This is a genomic window from Neptunitalea lumnitzerae, assembly GCF_027924185.1.
GTDB classification, from domain to species: domain Bacteria; phylum Bacteroidota; class Bacteroidia; order Flavobacteriales; family Flavobacteriaceae; genus Neptunitalea; species Neptunitalea lumnitzerae.
The window spans coordinates 474,999-491,742 of record NZ_BRVO01000002.1; the positions used below are offsets into that span (position 1 = coordinate 474,999).

Genomic DNA, 16,744 nt, shown 5'->3' on the forward strand with positions numbered 1-16,744 from the left:
CAATGATTAAAAGAATTGGTTTCTTTTTAATAGGCCTATCAATAGGTATTATTTTTGTTGTTTTCTTTTTACAAACTAGACAAGAAAAAGTTGATTTTTGCTACTTGCCAAACTGTAGAGTCTTAAAGAATATAAGAAGCAAAGGTTTAAAAATAGATTCTTTAGCACAAGGAGCTATGGATACTCATGCTATGGATATAGAAGATCTAAAAAATATACTTACCTACGGAGATGTGGATTTTTCTAACAGCGACACAAAGTCTGAACCCTGCAAAACTTATTTAGTTGAGGCTATTTGGAAAGAACAAGATGTTGCTATCACCGTTTTAAATTGTGAAAAAGAAGCTCACATTAAAAATATTAATGTAGAAAAGGACTAGTTATACTAGCTCTTTTCTTCTTTGTTTTTCAGCCTTTAAAAGGTTAAGCTCTCTACTTGTTTGTCCGGCAACCGAAGTATTCTCTTCTGCCCTTCTTATCAAATACGGCATTACATCTTTTACAGGACCAAAAGGCATATATTTTGATACATTATAACCATCATTTGCAAGGTTATAACTAATATGGTCACTCATACCGTATAATTGTCCAAAATAAACACGTTTATCATTAAGAGCTATATCCTTGTCTTGCAACATTTGCATTAGCATATAAGAGCTTTCTTCATTATGAGTACCTGCAAAAATTGCCATATCATCTATATGATCTAACATATAGGTTATAGCTGCGTTATAATTTTCATCAGTAGCCTGCTTAGATTCACAAATAGGAGATTTATAACCTTTTTCTTCTGCTCTTTCATTTTCCTTCTCCATATACGCACCTCTAACTACTTTCATTCCTATATGAAAACCTTCTTCTTGCGCTACTTTGTGTAGTTTTTTTAAATAAGCAAGCCTATCCCATCTATACATTTGAAGTGTATTGTAAACAATAGCCTTCTCCTTATTGTATTTACGCATCATTTCTTCAATCAAATGGTCAACAGCATCTTGCATCCAACTTTCTTCAGCATCAATAAGCAACGGAACATCATTATCAAAAGCAGTTTTACAAACTTTATCATAACGCGCTACTACTCTATTCCATTCTTCCTTTTCACTAGAGCTTAATTCTTTACCTTCACCTATTTTCTGATATAAAGCAAAACGTCCGAATCCAGTTGGTTTAAAAACAGAGAAAGGAAGGGCTTTATTATTTTTAGAAAAAGAAATAAGCTTAATTATTTTCTCAGCTGCATGATCAAAATGCGCTTCATCTTCCTTTCCTTCCACTGAGTAATCTAAAATAGAAGTAACTCCTTTTTCATGCATTTTAGAAACTTTCTCTAAGCAATCTTCCTCATTGACTCCTCCACAAAAATGATCAAAGACAGTAACTCTTATTAATCCATCAACTGGTAAGTGTGCTTTAATGCAAAAATTAGTAACCGCTGTTCCTATTTTAACCAACGGCTCGTTGGCTATCATTTTAAATAAGAAATAAGCTCTTTCAAGTTCAGAATCCGTTTTTAAAGCAAAAGCGACCTCTGTATTCTCAAAATATTTTTTCATATAAAACAAAAAGTTAAGTGAGCAAATATACAATTGGATTAATTATATTTTTCAAGAAAAACGCACAATATTTTAAGTTCATTATAACAACTTATTAACAGCATTTTAGTAGTTGAATTATAGCTTTTAATAAATTAATATGGTACATGTATTTTTGGGTAAACTGTTTCTTTAGCAAAGAAAATGTAGTTATTTTGCATAAGTGATTTTAAAATAATAAAAATTGGAAGCTATAACCTCTATAAATTATAATGTGCATTTTAATTTAGATGCATATACTGCTCTAAACAACTATTTAAAAGAAACTTCTTATTCTAAAATTTTTATTTTGGTAGATACCAATACCCATGTATGCTGTTTACCTAATTTTATGGGAGCAATAGAAGGTAATTATCCTTTTGAAATTATTGAAATTGAACAAGGAGAAATTAACAAAACTATTGAGACATGCGCGGCTGTATGGAGTGCCATTTCTGAACTAGAAGGAGACAGAAAAAGTTTGATCATTAATTTAGGTGGTGGCGTAGTTACAGATTTGGGAGGTTTTGTAGCCGCTACCTATATGAGAGGTATCGATTTTATAAATGTACCCACTACCCTATTATCTATGGTAGATGCTTCTGTTGGTGGAAAAACGGGAGTAGACTTAGGAAGCTTAAAAAATCAGGTAGGTGTATTTTGTACTCCTAAAATGGTTTTAGTTATAACTGATTTTCTTAAAACACTACCAGCTAATGAAATGAGAAGTGGTATGGCAGAAATGCTTAAGCACGGACTCATTGCAGATGAAGAATACTGGAATGAATTTAAAAATCTTGAGAATTTAAATTTAAATGATTTAGATAGACTTATATACGCTTCAGTGGTAATAAAAAACACCGTTGTAAAAGCTGATCTTAAAGAGCAAAATCTGCGAAAAATATTAAATTTTGGTCATACTCTTGGCCATGCCGTAGAATCTTATTTTCTAAATAGTGAAACCCGAGCAACTTTATTGCATGGAGAAGCCATTGCTATAGGTATGATTTTGGCTGCACATTTGTCTTTCCAAGCATTGGGATTCCCTATTGAAAAAGCGAAAGAAATTAAATCGGTTATAACCACATACTTTGAAAAAGTTTCTATTTCTGAAGAAGAATTGGAACACATAATTACCTTAATGAAACATGACAAAAAGAACTCTTTTGGCAACGTAAATTTTGTTCTTTTAAAAGATATAGCTCAACCAGAAATAGATATTAACGTATCTAAAAAAATGATTTTCAAGTCTTTAGAATTTTACAAAAAATAATAATTTATGTTTGTGTTTTTAAATATTTTATTCACTTTTGTACGGCAATCAAGAGCATAAATGAATAAAATTAAAACACATATAATTACTAAATCTAACCATAAGAATAACTCTTTCATTCATAAAGAAGTATCCTCTTATGGCAATAGATTATATGTAGCTCTAAATTTTAATCTTCTGTTAATTTTTACATTTAATTGCCTTCGTATTTAATATTTATCGTAATTTTTTTAAGTTTTAAAAAACAATCAATATTAATACACATATAGATAGTAATGAAGAATAAATATATTGATCTTATTGATCAGACCTATTACTTTCCTCAAGAGGAATTTACTTTAGATGATGAAAAACTTCAATTCCATGGTATTGACTTAATGAAGTTGATTGAAGAATATGGGGCTCCACTAAAGTTCACTTATTTACCGCAAATTTCTAATAATATAAAAAAAGCCAAACATTGGTTTGAAAAAGCATTAGATAAACATAATTATAAGGGTAACTACAACTATTGTTATTGTACTAAAAGTTCGCATTTTGAGCATATTCTAAATGAGGCTTTAAAAAATGATATCCACATAGAAACTTCTTCTGCATTTGATATTGATATTGTTAATAACCTTATTAACCAAGGTAAAATAACAGAAAACAATTATATCATCTGTAATGGTTTTAAACGTGATAAATACATTGCAAACATTGGTAATTTGATTAATGGAGGTCATGATAAATGTATTCCTATTATAGATAATTATGAGGAGCTTGATTTACTTACCGATGCTATAGATAAGGATTTTCAAGTAGGTATTAGAATTGCATCTGAAGAAGAACCAAAATTTGAGTTTTACACAAGTAGACTAGGAATTGGTTATAAAAATATAGTTCCTTTTTACGAAAGAGAAATAAAAGACAATGACAAAGTAACTCTTAAAATGCTTCATTTTTTCATTAATACTGGTATACGTGATACCTCTTATTATTGGAATGAACTTGTGAAGTGTTTAAAAGTTTACATTCAATTACGTAAAATTTGCCCAACTGTTGATAGCTTGAATATAGGTGGAGGTTTCCCTATCAAAAATTCATTAGCATTTAACTACGATTATGAATATATGGTAGATGAGATCATATATCAAATAAAAGTAGCTTGTGATGATGCTGGTGTACCTGTACCAAATATTTTTACGGAATTTGGAAGTTTTACAGTTGGAGAAAGTGGTGGTGCCATTTATGAGGTTTTGTATCAAAAACAGCAAAATGACAGAGAAAAGTGGAACATGATTAATTCTTCATTTATTACCACTTTACCAGACACTTGGGCTATTAGTAAAAGGTTTATAATGCTAGCTGTAAACCGCTGGAAAGATGAATACGAAAGAGTCTTATTAGGTGGATTAACTTGTGATAGTGATGATTATTATAACAGTGAGCAAAACATGGCAGCCATCTATTTACCAAAGTTCAATAAAAACAAACCTTTGTATATAGGCTTTTTTAATACAGGAGCATATCAAGAAACCATAGGAGGTTTTGGAGGTTTACAACACTGTTTAATACCTACACCAAAACATGTATTAATAGATAGAGATGAAAATGGCCAAATAACAACCAAATTATTTGCAGAACAGCAAAAGGCGGAAGATATGTTAGCCATTTTAGGTTATAAGTAATTTTATAACTAATTTTTAAACGTTTAATTATATTTAAGTCAACATATTAAGCTTAAATATTTATATAAAAAATATATTATGAGTAAAGGTCCTATCTCAAATTTTATAGAGAAATATTATTTACATTTCAACTCTGCTACAGTAGTTGATGCTGCTAAAGCTTATGAAGAACAATTGAAAAGTGGTTCTAAAATGATGGTTACTTTAGCCGGTGCTATGAGTACTGCAGAATTAGGTAAAATTTTTGCAGAAATGATTAGACAAGATAAAGTTCAAATTATTTCTTGTACCGGAGCCAACTTAGAAGAAGATATTATGAACCTTGTAGCGCATTCACACTACAAAAGAGTTCCTAACTATAGAGATTTAACTCCAAAAGAAGAATGGGAGTTATTAGAAAAAGGTCTTAATCGTGTTACAGATACATGTATACCTGAAGAAGAAGCTTTTAGAAGATTACAAAAGCACATTTATAATATATGGAAAGAAGCAGAAGAAAAAGGTGAACGCTATTTTCCACATGAATTCATGTACAAAATGCTTTTATCTGGTGTTCTAGAAGAATACTACGAAATAGATTTAAAGGATTCTTGGATGTATGCTGCTGCAGAGAAAAACCTTCCTATTGTTGTACCTGGTTGGGAAGATAGTACTATGGGTAATATTTTTGCTTCATATGTAATTAAAGGTGAGTTAAAAGCTACCACTATGAAAAGTGGTATTGAGTACATGACGTTTTTAGCTGACTGGTACAGAAACAATTGTGATAATGGAATTGGTTTCTTTCAGATTGGTGGTGGTATTGCAGGTGATTTTCCTATTTGTGTTGTACCAATGCTTTACCAAGATCTTGAAATGCACGACGTACCTTTTTGGAGCTATTTTTGCCAAATTTCAGATTCCACTACTAGCTATGGGTCTTATTCAGGAGCAGTACCAAACGAAAAAATTACTTGGGGTAAATTAGATATAGATACACCAAAGTTTATTATTGAATCTGACGCTACTATAGTAGCTCCATTAATATTTGCTTATTTGCTAGATATGTAGCAATTTTTTTACATTAAGATTTGTGATTAATAATATATTTAGTTTAGATTTAACACATATAACTAAGGAAGTATATGAAACGTGTAATAGTTGACTATAAGAAACTTACAAACGAAATTTTGACACTTTTAGTGGAGAAATATCCTGATGGATACGGCGATGATGATATCATTAGCTTTAAAAATTTAAAAAATGAAACAGTGGAAGCTGTTGAAGTAAGAACCGAGGATTGTATTTATCTGGTAAAAGTAAGTACACGTTTGGCAAATACTATGGAAAACTTTGATGAAGATGATGATTTTGACTCTTCAGACGATGTGTCTGATAGCATTGAAATGCCTGAAGATGCAGATGATGAAGATTAAATGATAAGAAGATAAAAAAAGGGTATTTACAATTAATTGTAAGTACCCTTTTTTTTTACAAATATCTTTCTTTGATAATGTTTAAATGATGTAGCATATGTGCACTTAACAAATACCCTAATGCTCTAACTGAAATAGTATTTTTAGATGCAACACCAATAAAATTCATTTTACTAGGCTCAATGTTCTCAAATAATTGAATAGAACTTGCTCTAACCGCCCAAAATTCATTAATTAAACTATCAAAAGTTCTTTGGTTAGCATTAGAATTCAGCACATAATCATCTTCTTCAAACCCTGGCAATTCTTGCTGCTCTCCTCTACTTATACATAAAACTCTGTACTGAAAAATTCGTTCAGTATCAATTATGTGTGATAAAACTTCCTGTAAAGACCATTTACCAGTAGCATACGAAAACAGATATTTATCAGGTGGTATGGTCTCTATAACCTCATTAAAAATAAACAAAGAGGAGTGTAAGTTCCTAAGAACTCCCTCCTCTTTAATTAATTCTAAATATTTTGTTTGATACGCTACATACTCTTCAGTATCTAAAACGTCAATCAAATTAAAACCATTCATTATGCAGAATTTCTACTCGCATTAATGTTTCCGAATAATGATCGAGTAACCATTTTTTCGTATACCTCTATTAAAGAGCTATCTACCCCTTTCTGCTTTTCAAATTCCTGAATTTTCTTAAGTGCAAACTGTTGAATAGTTAATAGTGGTAATACTATTTCTTCACGTACTTTAATAGAAGCTCTCATAGATTCAGAATCTTCCATAAGCTCTTCATATCCAGTAAGTTTCAACAACAATCGCTTTGTTAATTCAAATTCGTTATGAATCAGTTTCCAAAATTCACCAAACTCTTCATCTTCTTGCATATAAGCAGTCAACTTAAAGAAAGATTTGGTTAAACTCATCATACTATTTTCAATTAAAGTTTTGAAAAATAATGAATTATGATATAGCTGTTCTACTTTATCAAAGTTTCCAGCCTTTTCAAACTCAGCAATAGCAGTTCCTACACCAAAAAATCCTGGAACGTTTTGTTTTAATTGACTCCAGCTACCAACAAAAGGTATTGCTCTTAAATCAGAGAAAACTAATTTGTCAGATTTACCACGCTTAGAAGGTCTACTTCCAATATTGGTCTTAGCATAGTACTTTAACGTACTCATGTTTTCCAAATAAGGTAAAAATTTAGGGTGCGCTTTAAAATCAGAATAAGTTTGATAACTTATATCTGCTAATTTTTGCATAGTTTCTCTATCATCGTCATTTAATACACTTTTGTCTCTGTGAAAAACTTCTTGAATTCCAGAACTTAATAATTGTTCAAGATTATATTGGCAAGAATTAACCGTACCAAAGTTAGAACTAATTGTTTGTCCTTGAACGGTCATTTGCACTTCCTTGTTTTCAATATTAGGACCTAAAGAAGCATAAAATTGGTGTGTTTTACCTCCACCTCTAGCTGGTGGCCCACCCCTACCATCAAAAAATACAACTTTAATATCATATTTTCTAGATATAAGAGTCAACTCTTCTTTAGCTTTATAGATACTCCAGTTAGCCATTAAATAACCACCATCTTTTGTACCATCAGAAAAACCAAGCATTATAGGTTGTAAATTACCTCTAGATGCTAAATGTGCTTTATACTCTTCATTATTATAAAGCGCTTCCATAACAGTTTTTGCGTGTTGCAAATCGTCTACAGTTTCAAATAAAGGAACAACATCAACCGTTGGTTTTTCCCATCCTGTAAGCTTAATCATTGCAAATGCTTCAAGTACATTTATAATAGTCTGGTTATTACTAATTATATAGCGGTTACAACCTTCTTCGCCATTATACTTCTGTATTTCTTGCATTACATAGATTGACTGAAGTGTAGCTTTAGCCATTTCATCGGTAATAAGTTCTGGGTCTATCTTACCAGAAACTTTTGTCAACACTTCAATTTGTTCTTGTTCTGAAAGACTCTCGTAATTTTCAGGAAAAATGTCAAGATTATTTTTAATTGTGTCATTTACAATACCAATTAAAACATTATGGTGTACTCTAGAGTCTTGTCTTATATCTAAGGTAGCAAAATGAAACCCGAATAATTTAACCTTATTAATTAAATCGTTTATCTCATCAACAAATAAAGACTGATGATTTTTTACTAAGATTGATTTTACCTCATATAGTTTGCTAACAAAGGTTTCTTTATCAAGCGTATGTTTTTTAGATGGTAAAAAGATATTTTGATATAAACTAGTTTCTAGTTCAGATATAATAACATCTGTACCGTCAAACGTAATTCTTCTCTTTAATTTTCTAACGTCACGATAATAGTTTCTTAAAATAGCCGTTTTCAATCGATCAGCTACATTAAGTGTAATTTCTGGGGTCACAAAAGGATTACCATCTCTATCTCCTCCTGGCCAGAAACCTAATTTAACCACATCATTATTTAATTCTTCTTCACCAAATATATTATTCTGAATGTAATTAAACATTTTACTTGATGCGTGATAGAATACATTTTCTAAATACCATATAAGGCTAACTGCTTCATCAAAAGGAGTTGGTTTTTTCTTTTTGAAAAATGCCGTTTTACCAAGTTGCGCAAGCAGCTTTTTTATATTTGATAAGTCGTTTTTCTCAATAGAATCAGCCAAATCGGTTATGATACCTAAAACAGACCCAGGATAAAACTGAGTTGGGTGCGCTGTAAGTACCGGTCTTATTTTAAACTCTTTCAAATGAGTTTTTAATATTTCTATTTTATTGATGGCTTGAGCTTCTTCCTTAACACTTCTAAGAGTTCCGTGCCCATCCATATTATTTACAATTGAAAAAGCTGCATCTTCAATAGCATCGAATAATACAACTTGCCTTTCTATATATTGAATGAATTTGAATAACAGCGAAATTCTTTCCTCCTCAGGTTTATCACTATAAAACTTATTAAAAAAAGAATCTACTATTGTAGAAGGATCTTGATTCTCGTTGTACCCTTGAGAGCACATTTCTGAAAACAATGGCAAAAAAGATCCTGTATTAGAAATATCATCAAATGGTAGTGTAAGAAAGAGGCTATTGTAAATTTGATACTTGGATAAAACGTTTTCATCAAAACGCTGAATTTTTGGTTTTCTTAGCATACTTTTATATTTGATTTTATGAACTTAAAATTAACAAAAAACCCTTTCATATTACGTTATGAAAGGGCTAAAATTTATGTTAATTTGTTAATTAATTTAACTCATTAAATATTGAGTGCATTAAACGTTTTTTGTCGTTTATGCTTTCTTCTAAAGAAATCATAGTTTCTGTTCTTGAAACTCCTTCAATATCATCAATCATAAAAATGATTTCTTTTGCATGTTTAGTGTTTTTAGCTCTCACTTTACAAAAGATATTGAATTTTCCAGTAGTTACATGAGCAACAGTTATATTAGGAATCTCATTCAAACGCTCCATCACAAATTTTGTTTGATGCGTTTTTTCTAAATAAATACCCACATATGCAATAAATGCATAACCCAATTTAACATAATCTAACGTTAATGAAGAACCTTGAATAATACCGGCATCTTCCATTTTTTTAACACGAACGTGAACGGTACCTGCAGAAATTAATAATTTCTTAGCTATATCGGTAAACGGTGTTCTGGTATTATCAATCAACATATCAAGAATTTGATGATCTACCTCGTCTAATTTAATTTTACTCATACAATACTTTTTTAATCAACATTGGGATATTCAAGAAATGAAAAAACTAATTTCTTCCAATTATTTTATAAAGAAAATAATTTTTAAGTTAAAAAACTAAATTTTTTTCAAAATTTCTTCGATATCGGCCGTTAATAATTCTTCCTTGGTTATTTTACTATTATTAAACTGGGCATCTATAGTTTTGTGCCCATAAAAGCTTTGCAAATTTCCTATTTTTTCTACATATGGAAAAAGAAAAATGTTATTATTTTGTAAATTTTCTTCAAAAAGCACACCTATTTCGTTTTCGTTTTCTTCTTCTTCCTCAGCAAAATTGAAATTTTTTATCAATATGTCAAAAAACGACTTTTTGTTGTTTTTAATTTCAAAATAGTTTTTAAACCCTTCTCCTGTAATTTTTTGCGTACTTATTTTATCTAAGGCAGTAATTAAAGATAAGAAAATGTATTTTCTGGTTTCTTCCCGTTCGTAATCTTCTGGAAAATGCCCCGCTTCAAATAATATAGTAGGTACACCTAAATAAGTAAATGTATCACCTATACAATTAATGTTAAAACCATCATCAAAACGTGCAATTTGATTAGGAATATACTCTGCAAGTGCTTCTTGCATATAGGTAATAAGCTCCATTGCTATTTTTCTTGTGGTTGTTACGGTTCTTTGTTCATCTTCAGAAGGTGCTAAAAATGAAACCGTAGCAGGGTAAGGAGTGTCTTCTACACCAAAAATAGTACGTTGATCATGTAAATTGAAGCAAAAATCGGGCTTAATAGCCTCAAAAGTAGCTCTTAAAACTTTACTCTCGGGTTGCGTAAGGTTCTGAGAATCTCTATTCAAATCTATTTCATTCGCGTTATACCTAGTATATGCATCAGCGCCATCAGGGTTCAGCATAGGTATTATATATATGGTAATCTTCTCTAAAATATGCTTTACAGTTTCTGTATCAGAATTTAGATAACTAATTAAGTCTAATACAGCCTTTGTTGTAGTACTTTCGTTACCATGCATCTGAGACCACATTAATACCTTAGTGGTTCCTCTACCTAATGTTAAAAGATGTATAGGTGTACCGTTTACGGAAAAACCAACATTCTTCTTGTTTACAAAATTATACTCATTATAAAATTTGTTTAAAGAAGCATACGGTAAATATCTCCCCGTTATCTTTTCATATTTATAAGTTGAATAGTCTAAAAAATCTTTATTCATTCTAGTAGTAAATAAGTTCGTTACAAATCTAAACATTATTAAATTTAGAACTGTAAACAATATGTTTTCACAATTGTATACGCGAGTTTGTTACATTTATAAACATCTGTTTTTAAAGCCAATTCACAAAGCATACAGTTAGTGTTACATTTATAAACTCAAACTTAATTAGATGAGTTTATTTACATACCTAAATCTTTAATTTACTTATTTTTAGATACTTAAGAGCTGCTAAATGAAGTAAAACTTTAATTATTTAGATATATTAAAATAACATGTTGATGATAATGATATATTTGTTACATTTGTAAATAGATAACTTTTTTACTTCTGTATACAATGTTAAACATAGAAGACTTTACTGCGCGTTTACAAATGTTACTCGATTATTATCATCTTACAGCATCCGCTTTTGCGGATAGTATTGATGTGCAACGCTCCGGAATATCGCATATATTATCAGGTAGAAATAAACCTAGCCTTGATTTTATTTTAAAAATTACAAGCGTATATAAGGATGTTCCTCTTGAATGGCTAATTCATGGAAAGGGAAGTTTTCCTAAAAACTCAACTGATAAAAGTTTTTCTGCGGAAACCAATGATGTCAAACCAACTCAAGCTACCCCACCACCCTCAGTCGAAAAGAGCACTCAAAATTTATTTGACAGCAATGAGGTTGAGTATAGTTCTAAAAAAGAAACACTAAAACCAATTTTGGAAAATAATGAAGAACATTTAGCAACTAATAAGAATAAAACCATAGATCGTATCCTTATTTTTTATTCTGATAAAACTTTTGAGTCTTATACTCCTTCTTCTTAGATTTGATTAATTAGAGTATAGAAGCTCAAAACAAAATAGTACTTTCGTACAAAATTATTTTTATGAAGCATTTATCTATTCTATTATTTTTATTCGGACTGATTTCTTGTCAAGCACCAGAGCGAAACTGCACTGATTTTAAAACGGGTACCTATGCTTACGAAATTAAATTTAATGACCAAATATTAAAAGGAACATTTACCAGGTTTGATACACTACAAATAGAAGAGTATGAGGGCAATAAAGTTGACTCTAGTGCTATCAACTGGATTAATGATTGTGAATTTATTGCTAAGAAAATTCATCCTGAAAGTATGAAAGAAGAAAAACCATTACTTTTTAAAATACTTACTACAGATGAAAATTCATACGTATTTGAATATTCTTATGTTGGCCAAGCAACTAACAAATACAAAGGAACTGCTACTAAAATTGAATAACTATGGATACCTTTTTAAGCAGTCCAGATACATGGATTTCGTTAATAACGCTTACATTTCTAGAAATTGTTCTAGGGATAGATAATATTATTTTTATTTCTATAGTAACAGGTAAGTTACCAGAAGAAAACAGAAAGAAAGCAACACGCTTAGGTTTATTGTTTGCTATGTTTTTAAGAATAGGACTTCTGTTTGGTATCACCTTATTAATAAGAATGAAAGCTACCCTACTATCTTTTGATTGGGGATGGTTTTCAGCTAATTTAACAGGGCAAGCAGTGATACTATTACTTGGTGGACTATTTTTGATTTATAAAAGCACCAAAGAAATTCATGAAAAAGTAGATCATAAAGGTGAAGAAGCTGAAAGTTTAAAGAATACTGCTGTTAAATCTTTTTCTGGAGTTATTATTCAAATTCTTTTGATAGACATGATATTTTCTGTAGATAGTATATTAACTGCTGTTGGTATGACTAACGGTTTAGAAGGTGCTTTATATATTATGATTGCTGCTGTTATAATTGCAGTTTCTATTATGATGCTATTTGCAGTTCCTGTTGGTAATTTTGTAAACAAAAATCCTTCTATTCAGATACTCGGATTAGCTTTCCTAATATTAATTGGTTTTATGCTTATAACTGAAAGTATGCATTTGTCTGAAGCCGAACTTGCAGGAAAAACCATTGGCACAGTTCCTAAAGGATATTTATATTTTGCTATTGCTTTTTCATTAATAGTAGAATTTTTAAATATGAAGATGCGAAAAAGAAAAAAATAAGCGTTTGTAATATTTTTCTCTAAACCTTCAATTTATACCATAAATACCTGTTAATGAGTATTTAAAATTTTCACAAGAGTGATTAAAATTGTTGTAGAATACACAATTGTTGCGTAAATTCTACTAAAATTAAAATTGCTATGAAAATTAAACATATACTTATCCTATTAATCTTGTGCATATTCTGCCAATTTTCCTTTGGACAAAGTGCCAATTTTAGGATTGCTGACACCTTTGATATACTTACCAAATCTGAGAATAAAAAATGGCTTTTAAACTTTTCAAATGTAAATGAGAAATCAGAAAGAATTTCTCTTATAAAGCAGAAAATTCGTAGCGATGCCGATTATAGAATAAAAGTAGAAACTCCAGAAGATTATTGGGAGGAAGAAGTATTAGCTGAAGATTTTGTTAGAGCTTCTAAAGAGAAAGAATGTCAAGCATGTGATTGCAAAATTTCTTTTAAATTAATTATTAAATCTGAAGAATACGATTTGAATGCTGCAAAATACTCTTATGTTTATGATGTATTAGACCAAATGGAAAGTGATGATATTGAAAAGATTTTGGTTGACTATGATATCAATAAAAAAGATATGTATACAGAGGGTGAATGTGGTATAGTTTATCTTTATACAGAAAACAAAAAACTCAAAAGAATAATAAGAAAGGCTTTAAAAAATTAAAAATTTAAAGTACGCTCAGCAAAAATATTTTTTTGTTATATTAAATATTCTTATAAATTCGTTACTACCTAAGATGCTATTTCAAATACGTTTAGCATTTTAATTGTTTTACCTAAATGACTTTATTATTTTAAAACTACTATGAATTATCAAGGAATTGTTCTGTTTCATAAAACAGAGCTTTTTGACAACGCAATTGAATTTTATGAGGATAACGACTCTAAAATTATAGAATTTGATACTGAGGAAATAAGTAATTCTAAACAATTACATTTTGAACTTAAAAGTAAGTTATATTTACCATCTTCTTACGCCAATACTTTTGAATCATTATTAGAATGTTTATTGGAATATGAAGTAGAAGAAGAAGGTTTAGTACTTATTTTTGAGCAATTAGATAAACTTCCTTTCAAATATGTTTACAGTCTATTAGATGTACTAGCCAATGTTGCAAAAGCAAAACAAAAAGAAGGTTTTACATTTGTTGTTTTGGCACAGGTAGACAACTCTTATTTTAAATTGTACAAACCTTTAAACTCACCAGAATTTATTTGTTGGAACGAGAAAGAAAAGAAATAATTCACAAGTATTATAAGCTATTTAAGCCTTACGGTTATATAAGTCAATTATCATCTAACGATGCTAGGCAACTTCGAAAAAAAAAGTTTCTAAAAGATCTTGAGAATGTTCCTAGCAACATAATGCCTATAGGTAGATTAGACGAAAAATCTGAAGGCTTGCTGCTACTTACCACTGATGGTGTATATAGTGATACCGTTAATAGAAGTGGAATTGAAAAGGAATATGTGGCCCTGTTGGATGGTGATATAGATGATAATGCTATTGAAAAATTAAGAAACGGGGTACTTATAGGAATCAATGGAAAAAAGTACCAAACAAAACCTTGTGAGGTTAAAAAACTCACCATAACTCCTACACTTCCAACGAGAGAAAAGAAAATTAGAGATGCACGTCATGGTCCGGTAAGCTGGATTAAAATTGTTATTACAGAAGGGAAATTTAGACAAATTAGAAAAATGACCTCGGGTGTTGGTTTCCCAACTTTACGATTAGTTAGGGTACGCGTAGGCTCCATAAAGCTTGATGATATGCAACCTGGTGATGTAGTAGAGTGTAATAATATAGAAATAAAACAGCCAAAATAAGCTAATTGAATATTTTGCAAACTTTTGAATATATTTGGCGTAAAGCAATTTATTAAATAATTAGAGCTTAATGAGAAAAATAATTTATGTAGCCTCTGCCCTTCTTGTTTTTGGATGTGGTACCCAGAAGCAGACTGAAAATGAAAAGCAAGCAGTAAAAGGAATCCCTAATCCAGTGCCTTTTGCAGAAACTATTAATGAACAAGATTTGAAAAGTTTGTTATATGTGTATGCTGGAGATGAGTTTCAAGGAAGAAATACAGGAGATAAAGGTCAAAAAATGGCTGTTGATTTTCTAAAAAATTTTTACGAAACGCATGATATTAAAGCTGCTAAAGCAGATGGCAATTATTTTCAAACAGTACCTTTAGTATCTGAAGAATTGCCTAAAGGAAGTCTTGTTGTAAACAGTGAAAACTTTGAATTAGGTGTTGATGCTGTTACGCTAAGTGGTTTGAACCCTCAAAGTTTAAGTGGAAAACAACTTGTATATGTAGGTTATGGTGTTGAAACAGAAACTTATTCAGATTATGAAAAGCTAGATGTTAAGGGTAAATATCTTATCATAAAAAATGGTGAGCCTAAAAAATCTGATGGTACTTTTTTTGTTTCTGGTTCTACCGAAGCATCAGAATGGTCTGAATTACGCACTGGTTTTTCAAAAAAAATTGGTATAGCTAAGAACAAAGGAGCTGCAGGTGTTTTATTCTATGCACCAGAGAGCTATGGAAAAATTTTGATGCAATATAAATTTATGCAACAAAAAGCTTCACAAAACATTAGACTTGCAAACTCTTCTAATACAGAAAATGCATTTGCCTATTTTTTTATTAGTGAAGCTATGGCTACCAAAGTGTTAGAAAACATTAATAAAGACAATGTAGCTAGAATGCTTGAGGCAGAAATAAATTTTGACCTAAAATCTGATGGCGTTAAGGAAATTGAATCTGAAAATGTAATTGCATACATTAAAGGTTCTGAAAAGCCTAATGAGTATGTTGTAATATCTGCGCACTTAGACCACTTAGGTATGGATGCAGAAGGAAATGTTTACAACGGTGCAGATGATGATGGCTCTGGCACTACTGCTGTGTTAGAAATTGCTGAAGCTTTTAAGGAAGCACAAAAAGCTGGTTTTACACCTAAAAGAAGTGTAGTTTTTTTACATGTAACTGGTGAAGAAAAAGGACTTTTAGGCTCTGAGTATTATTCTGAAAACCCAGTGTTTTCTATGGAAGAAACGGTAGCTGACCTAAATATTGACATGGTTGGTAGAATAGACCCTAATTATGAAGGTAGTAGAAATTACGTATATCTAATAGGTTCTGATAAACTAAGTACAGATTTACATAACTTATCTGAAGCTATGAACAATAAGTATACTAATATTGAACTAGATTATAGATATAATGATGAGAACGATCCTAACCGTTTTTATTATCGATCTGATCATTATAACTTTGCTAAACATAATGTACCTATTATTTTCTATTTTAACGGCACTCACGACGATTATCACCAACTATCCGATACTCCGGATAAGATTAACTACGATCTATTGGCTAATAGAGCTAAATTAGTTTTCTATACAGCTTGGGAAATTGCTAATAGAGACCAACGCTTAGTAGTAGATAAAGCAGTGGAAGAAGCAAAGTAGTAACTAGATTTTAAAAATAGTAAAAAGGCCTAATGATTAATATTTCATTAGGCCTTTTATTTGACTATAGAGATTATGCTTCGCAGCCTCTTACCCTGATATTCCATTCTCTCCGTATCTAAAAATATGATATAAAAAAAGCCTCTCACTAAAAGTGAAAGGCTTTTCGGGTGGAAGACCGGTCTCGAACCGGCGACCTTCGGAACCACAATCCGACGCTCTAACCAACTGAGCTACAACCACCGTGTCAATTGCGGGTGCAAATATATGCTATTTGTTTTTAATTTTCAAAACAAAAACTAAAAAAAATA

At 30.6% G+C, this 16,744-nt stretch carries 17 protein-coding genes and 1 tRNA gene; 12 read left to right on the plus strand and 6 right to left on the minus strand.

Annotation, left to right across the window (positions count from 1 at the left end):
- Window positions 1-2 precede the first annotated feature (2 nt).
- Window positions 3-380, plus strand: coding sequence for a DUF4258 domain-containing protein (locus Y10_RS09520; protein WP_281765152.1), 378 nt, complete (start codon window positions 3-5; stop codon window positions 378-380).
- Here the strand turns inward: Y10_RS09520 and Y10_RS09525 are convergent, their stop codons facing one another.
- Window positions 381-1,553: a proline dehydrogenase family protein gene (locus Y10_RS09525; RefSeq protein WP_281765153.1), complete on the minus strand. Its 1,173-nt coding sequence runs from the start codon at window positions 1,551-1,553 to the stop codon at window positions 381-383.
- A 223-nt stretch (window positions 1,554-1,776) separates the two neighbouring features.
- Between Y10_RS09525 and aroB the strand changes: the two genes are divergently transcribed.
- From aroB to Y10_RS09545, 4 genes are all read left to right on the plus strand, one after another.
- Window positions 1,777-2,844, plus strand: a complete 1,068-nt coding sequence (aroB, locus tag Y10_RS09530; RefSeq protein WP_281765154.1) for a 3-dehydroquinate synthase — start codon at window positions 1,777-1,779, stop codon at window positions 2,842-2,844.
- Between the two features lie 275 nt (window positions 2,845-3,119).
- Complete coding sequence (locus Y10_RS09535; protein ID WP_281765155.1) at window positions 3,120-4,514, plus strand: arginine decarboxylase; 1,395 nt, start codon at window positions 3,120-3,122, stop codon at window positions 4,512-4,514.
- Window positions 4,515-4,592: 78 nt separating this feature from the next.
- Window positions 4,593-5,564, plus strand: a complete 972-nt coding sequence (locus Y10_RS09540; RefSeq protein ID WP_281765156.1) for a deoxyhypusine synthase family protein — start codon at window positions 4,593-4,595, stop codon at window positions 5,562-5,564.
- Window positions 5,565-5,638: 74 nt separating this feature from the next.
- Window positions 5,639-5,929, plus strand: a complete 291-nt coding sequence (locus tag Y10_RS09545) for a hypothetical protein (protein WP_281765157.1) — start codon at window positions 5,639-5,641, stop codon at window positions 5,927-5,929.
- Between the two features lie 55 nt (window positions 5,930-5,984).
- Here the strand turns inward: Y10_RS09545 and Y10_RS09550 are convergent, their stop codons facing one another.
- The 4 genes from Y10_RS09550 to Y10_RS09565 form a co-directional block, all read right to left on the minus strand.
- Window positions 5,985-6,512 (minus strand): DinB family protein, encoded by a 528-nt coding sequence (locus Y10_RS09550; protein ID WP_281765158.1) that lies wholly within the window; start codon window positions 6,510-6,512, stop codon window positions 5,985-5,987.
- On the minus strand, window positions 6,512-9,094 hold the full coding sequence (locus Y10_RS09555) for a phosphoenolpyruvate carboxylase (protein WP_281765159.1): 2,583 nt from the start codon (window positions 9,092-9,094) through the stop codon (window positions 6,512-6,514). The genes Y10_RS09550 and Y10_RS09555 overlap by 1 nt, the downstream gene beginning before the upstream one ends.
- A gap of 91 nt (window positions 9,095-9,185) precedes the next feature.
- Entirely contained in the window at window positions 9,186-9,668 is a 483-nt protein-coding gene (locus Y10_RS09560; RefSeq protein ID WP_281753036.1) for an Lrp/AsnC family transcriptional regulator, read from the minus strand.
- Between the two features lie 96 nt (window positions 9,669-9,764).
- Window positions 9,765-10,883, minus strand: coding sequence for a M14 family metallopeptidase (locus tag Y10_RS09565; protein ID WP_281765160.1), 1,119 nt, complete (start codon window positions 10,881-10,883; stop codon window positions 9,765-9,767).
- A 339-nt stretch (window positions 10,884-11,222) separates the two neighbouring features.
- Here Y10_RS09565 and Y10_RS09570 point away from each other — a divergent pair, with 339 nt between their 5' ends.
- From Y10_RS09570 to Y10_RS09600, 7 genes are all read left to right on the plus strand, one after another.
- Window positions 11,223-11,705, plus strand: a complete 483-nt coding sequence (locus Y10_RS09570) for a helix-turn-helix transcriptional regulator (protein ID WP_281765161.1) — start codon at window positions 11,223-11,225, stop codon at window positions 11,703-11,705.
- Between the two features lie 62 nt (window positions 11,706-11,767).
- Window positions 11,768-12,145, plus strand: a complete 378-nt coding sequence (locus Y10_RS09575) for a DNA topoisomerase IV (RefSeq protein ID WP_281765162.1) — start codon at window positions 11,768-11,770, stop codon at window positions 12,143-12,145.
- A gap of 2 nt (window positions 12,146-12,147) precedes the next feature.
- A complete protein-coding gene (locus tag Y10_RS09580) occupies window positions 12,148-12,924 on the plus strand; it encodes a TerC family protein (protein ID WP_281765163.1) in 777 nt (258 codons plus the stop codon).
- Between the two features lie 140 nt (window positions 12,925-13,064).
- Entirely contained in the window at window positions 13,065-13,610 is a 546-nt protein-coding gene (locus Y10_RS09585; RefSeq protein WP_281765164.1) for a hypothetical protein, read from the plus strand.
- A 141-nt stretch (window positions 13,611-13,751) separates the two neighbouring features.
- Window positions 13,752-14,189: a barstar family protein gene (locus Y10_RS09590; RefSeq protein WP_281765165.1), complete on the plus strand. Its 438-nt coding sequence runs from the start codon at window positions 13,752-13,754 to the stop codon at window positions 14,187-14,189.
- Window positions 14,165-14,776 (plus strand): pseudouridine synthase, encoded by a 612-nt coding sequence (locus tag Y10_RS09595; RefSeq protein ID WP_281765166.1) that lies wholly within the window; start codon window positions 14,165-14,167, stop codon window positions 14,774-14,776. The genes Y10_RS09590 and Y10_RS09595 overlap by 25 nt, the downstream gene beginning before the upstream one ends.
- 70 nt (window positions 14,777-14,846) lie before the next feature.
- Entirely contained in the window at window positions 14,847-16,433 is a 1,587-nt protein-coding gene (locus Y10_RS09600) for a M28 family peptidase (RefSeq protein ID WP_281765167.1), read from the plus strand.
- 168 nt (window positions 16,434-16,601) lie between these two features.
- Here Y10_RS09600 and Y10_RS09605 read toward each other — a convergent pair.
- Window positions 16,602-16,677 (minus strand) — tRNA-His (locus tag Y10_RS09605).
- Window positions 16,678-16,744: the final 67 nt, after the last annotated feature.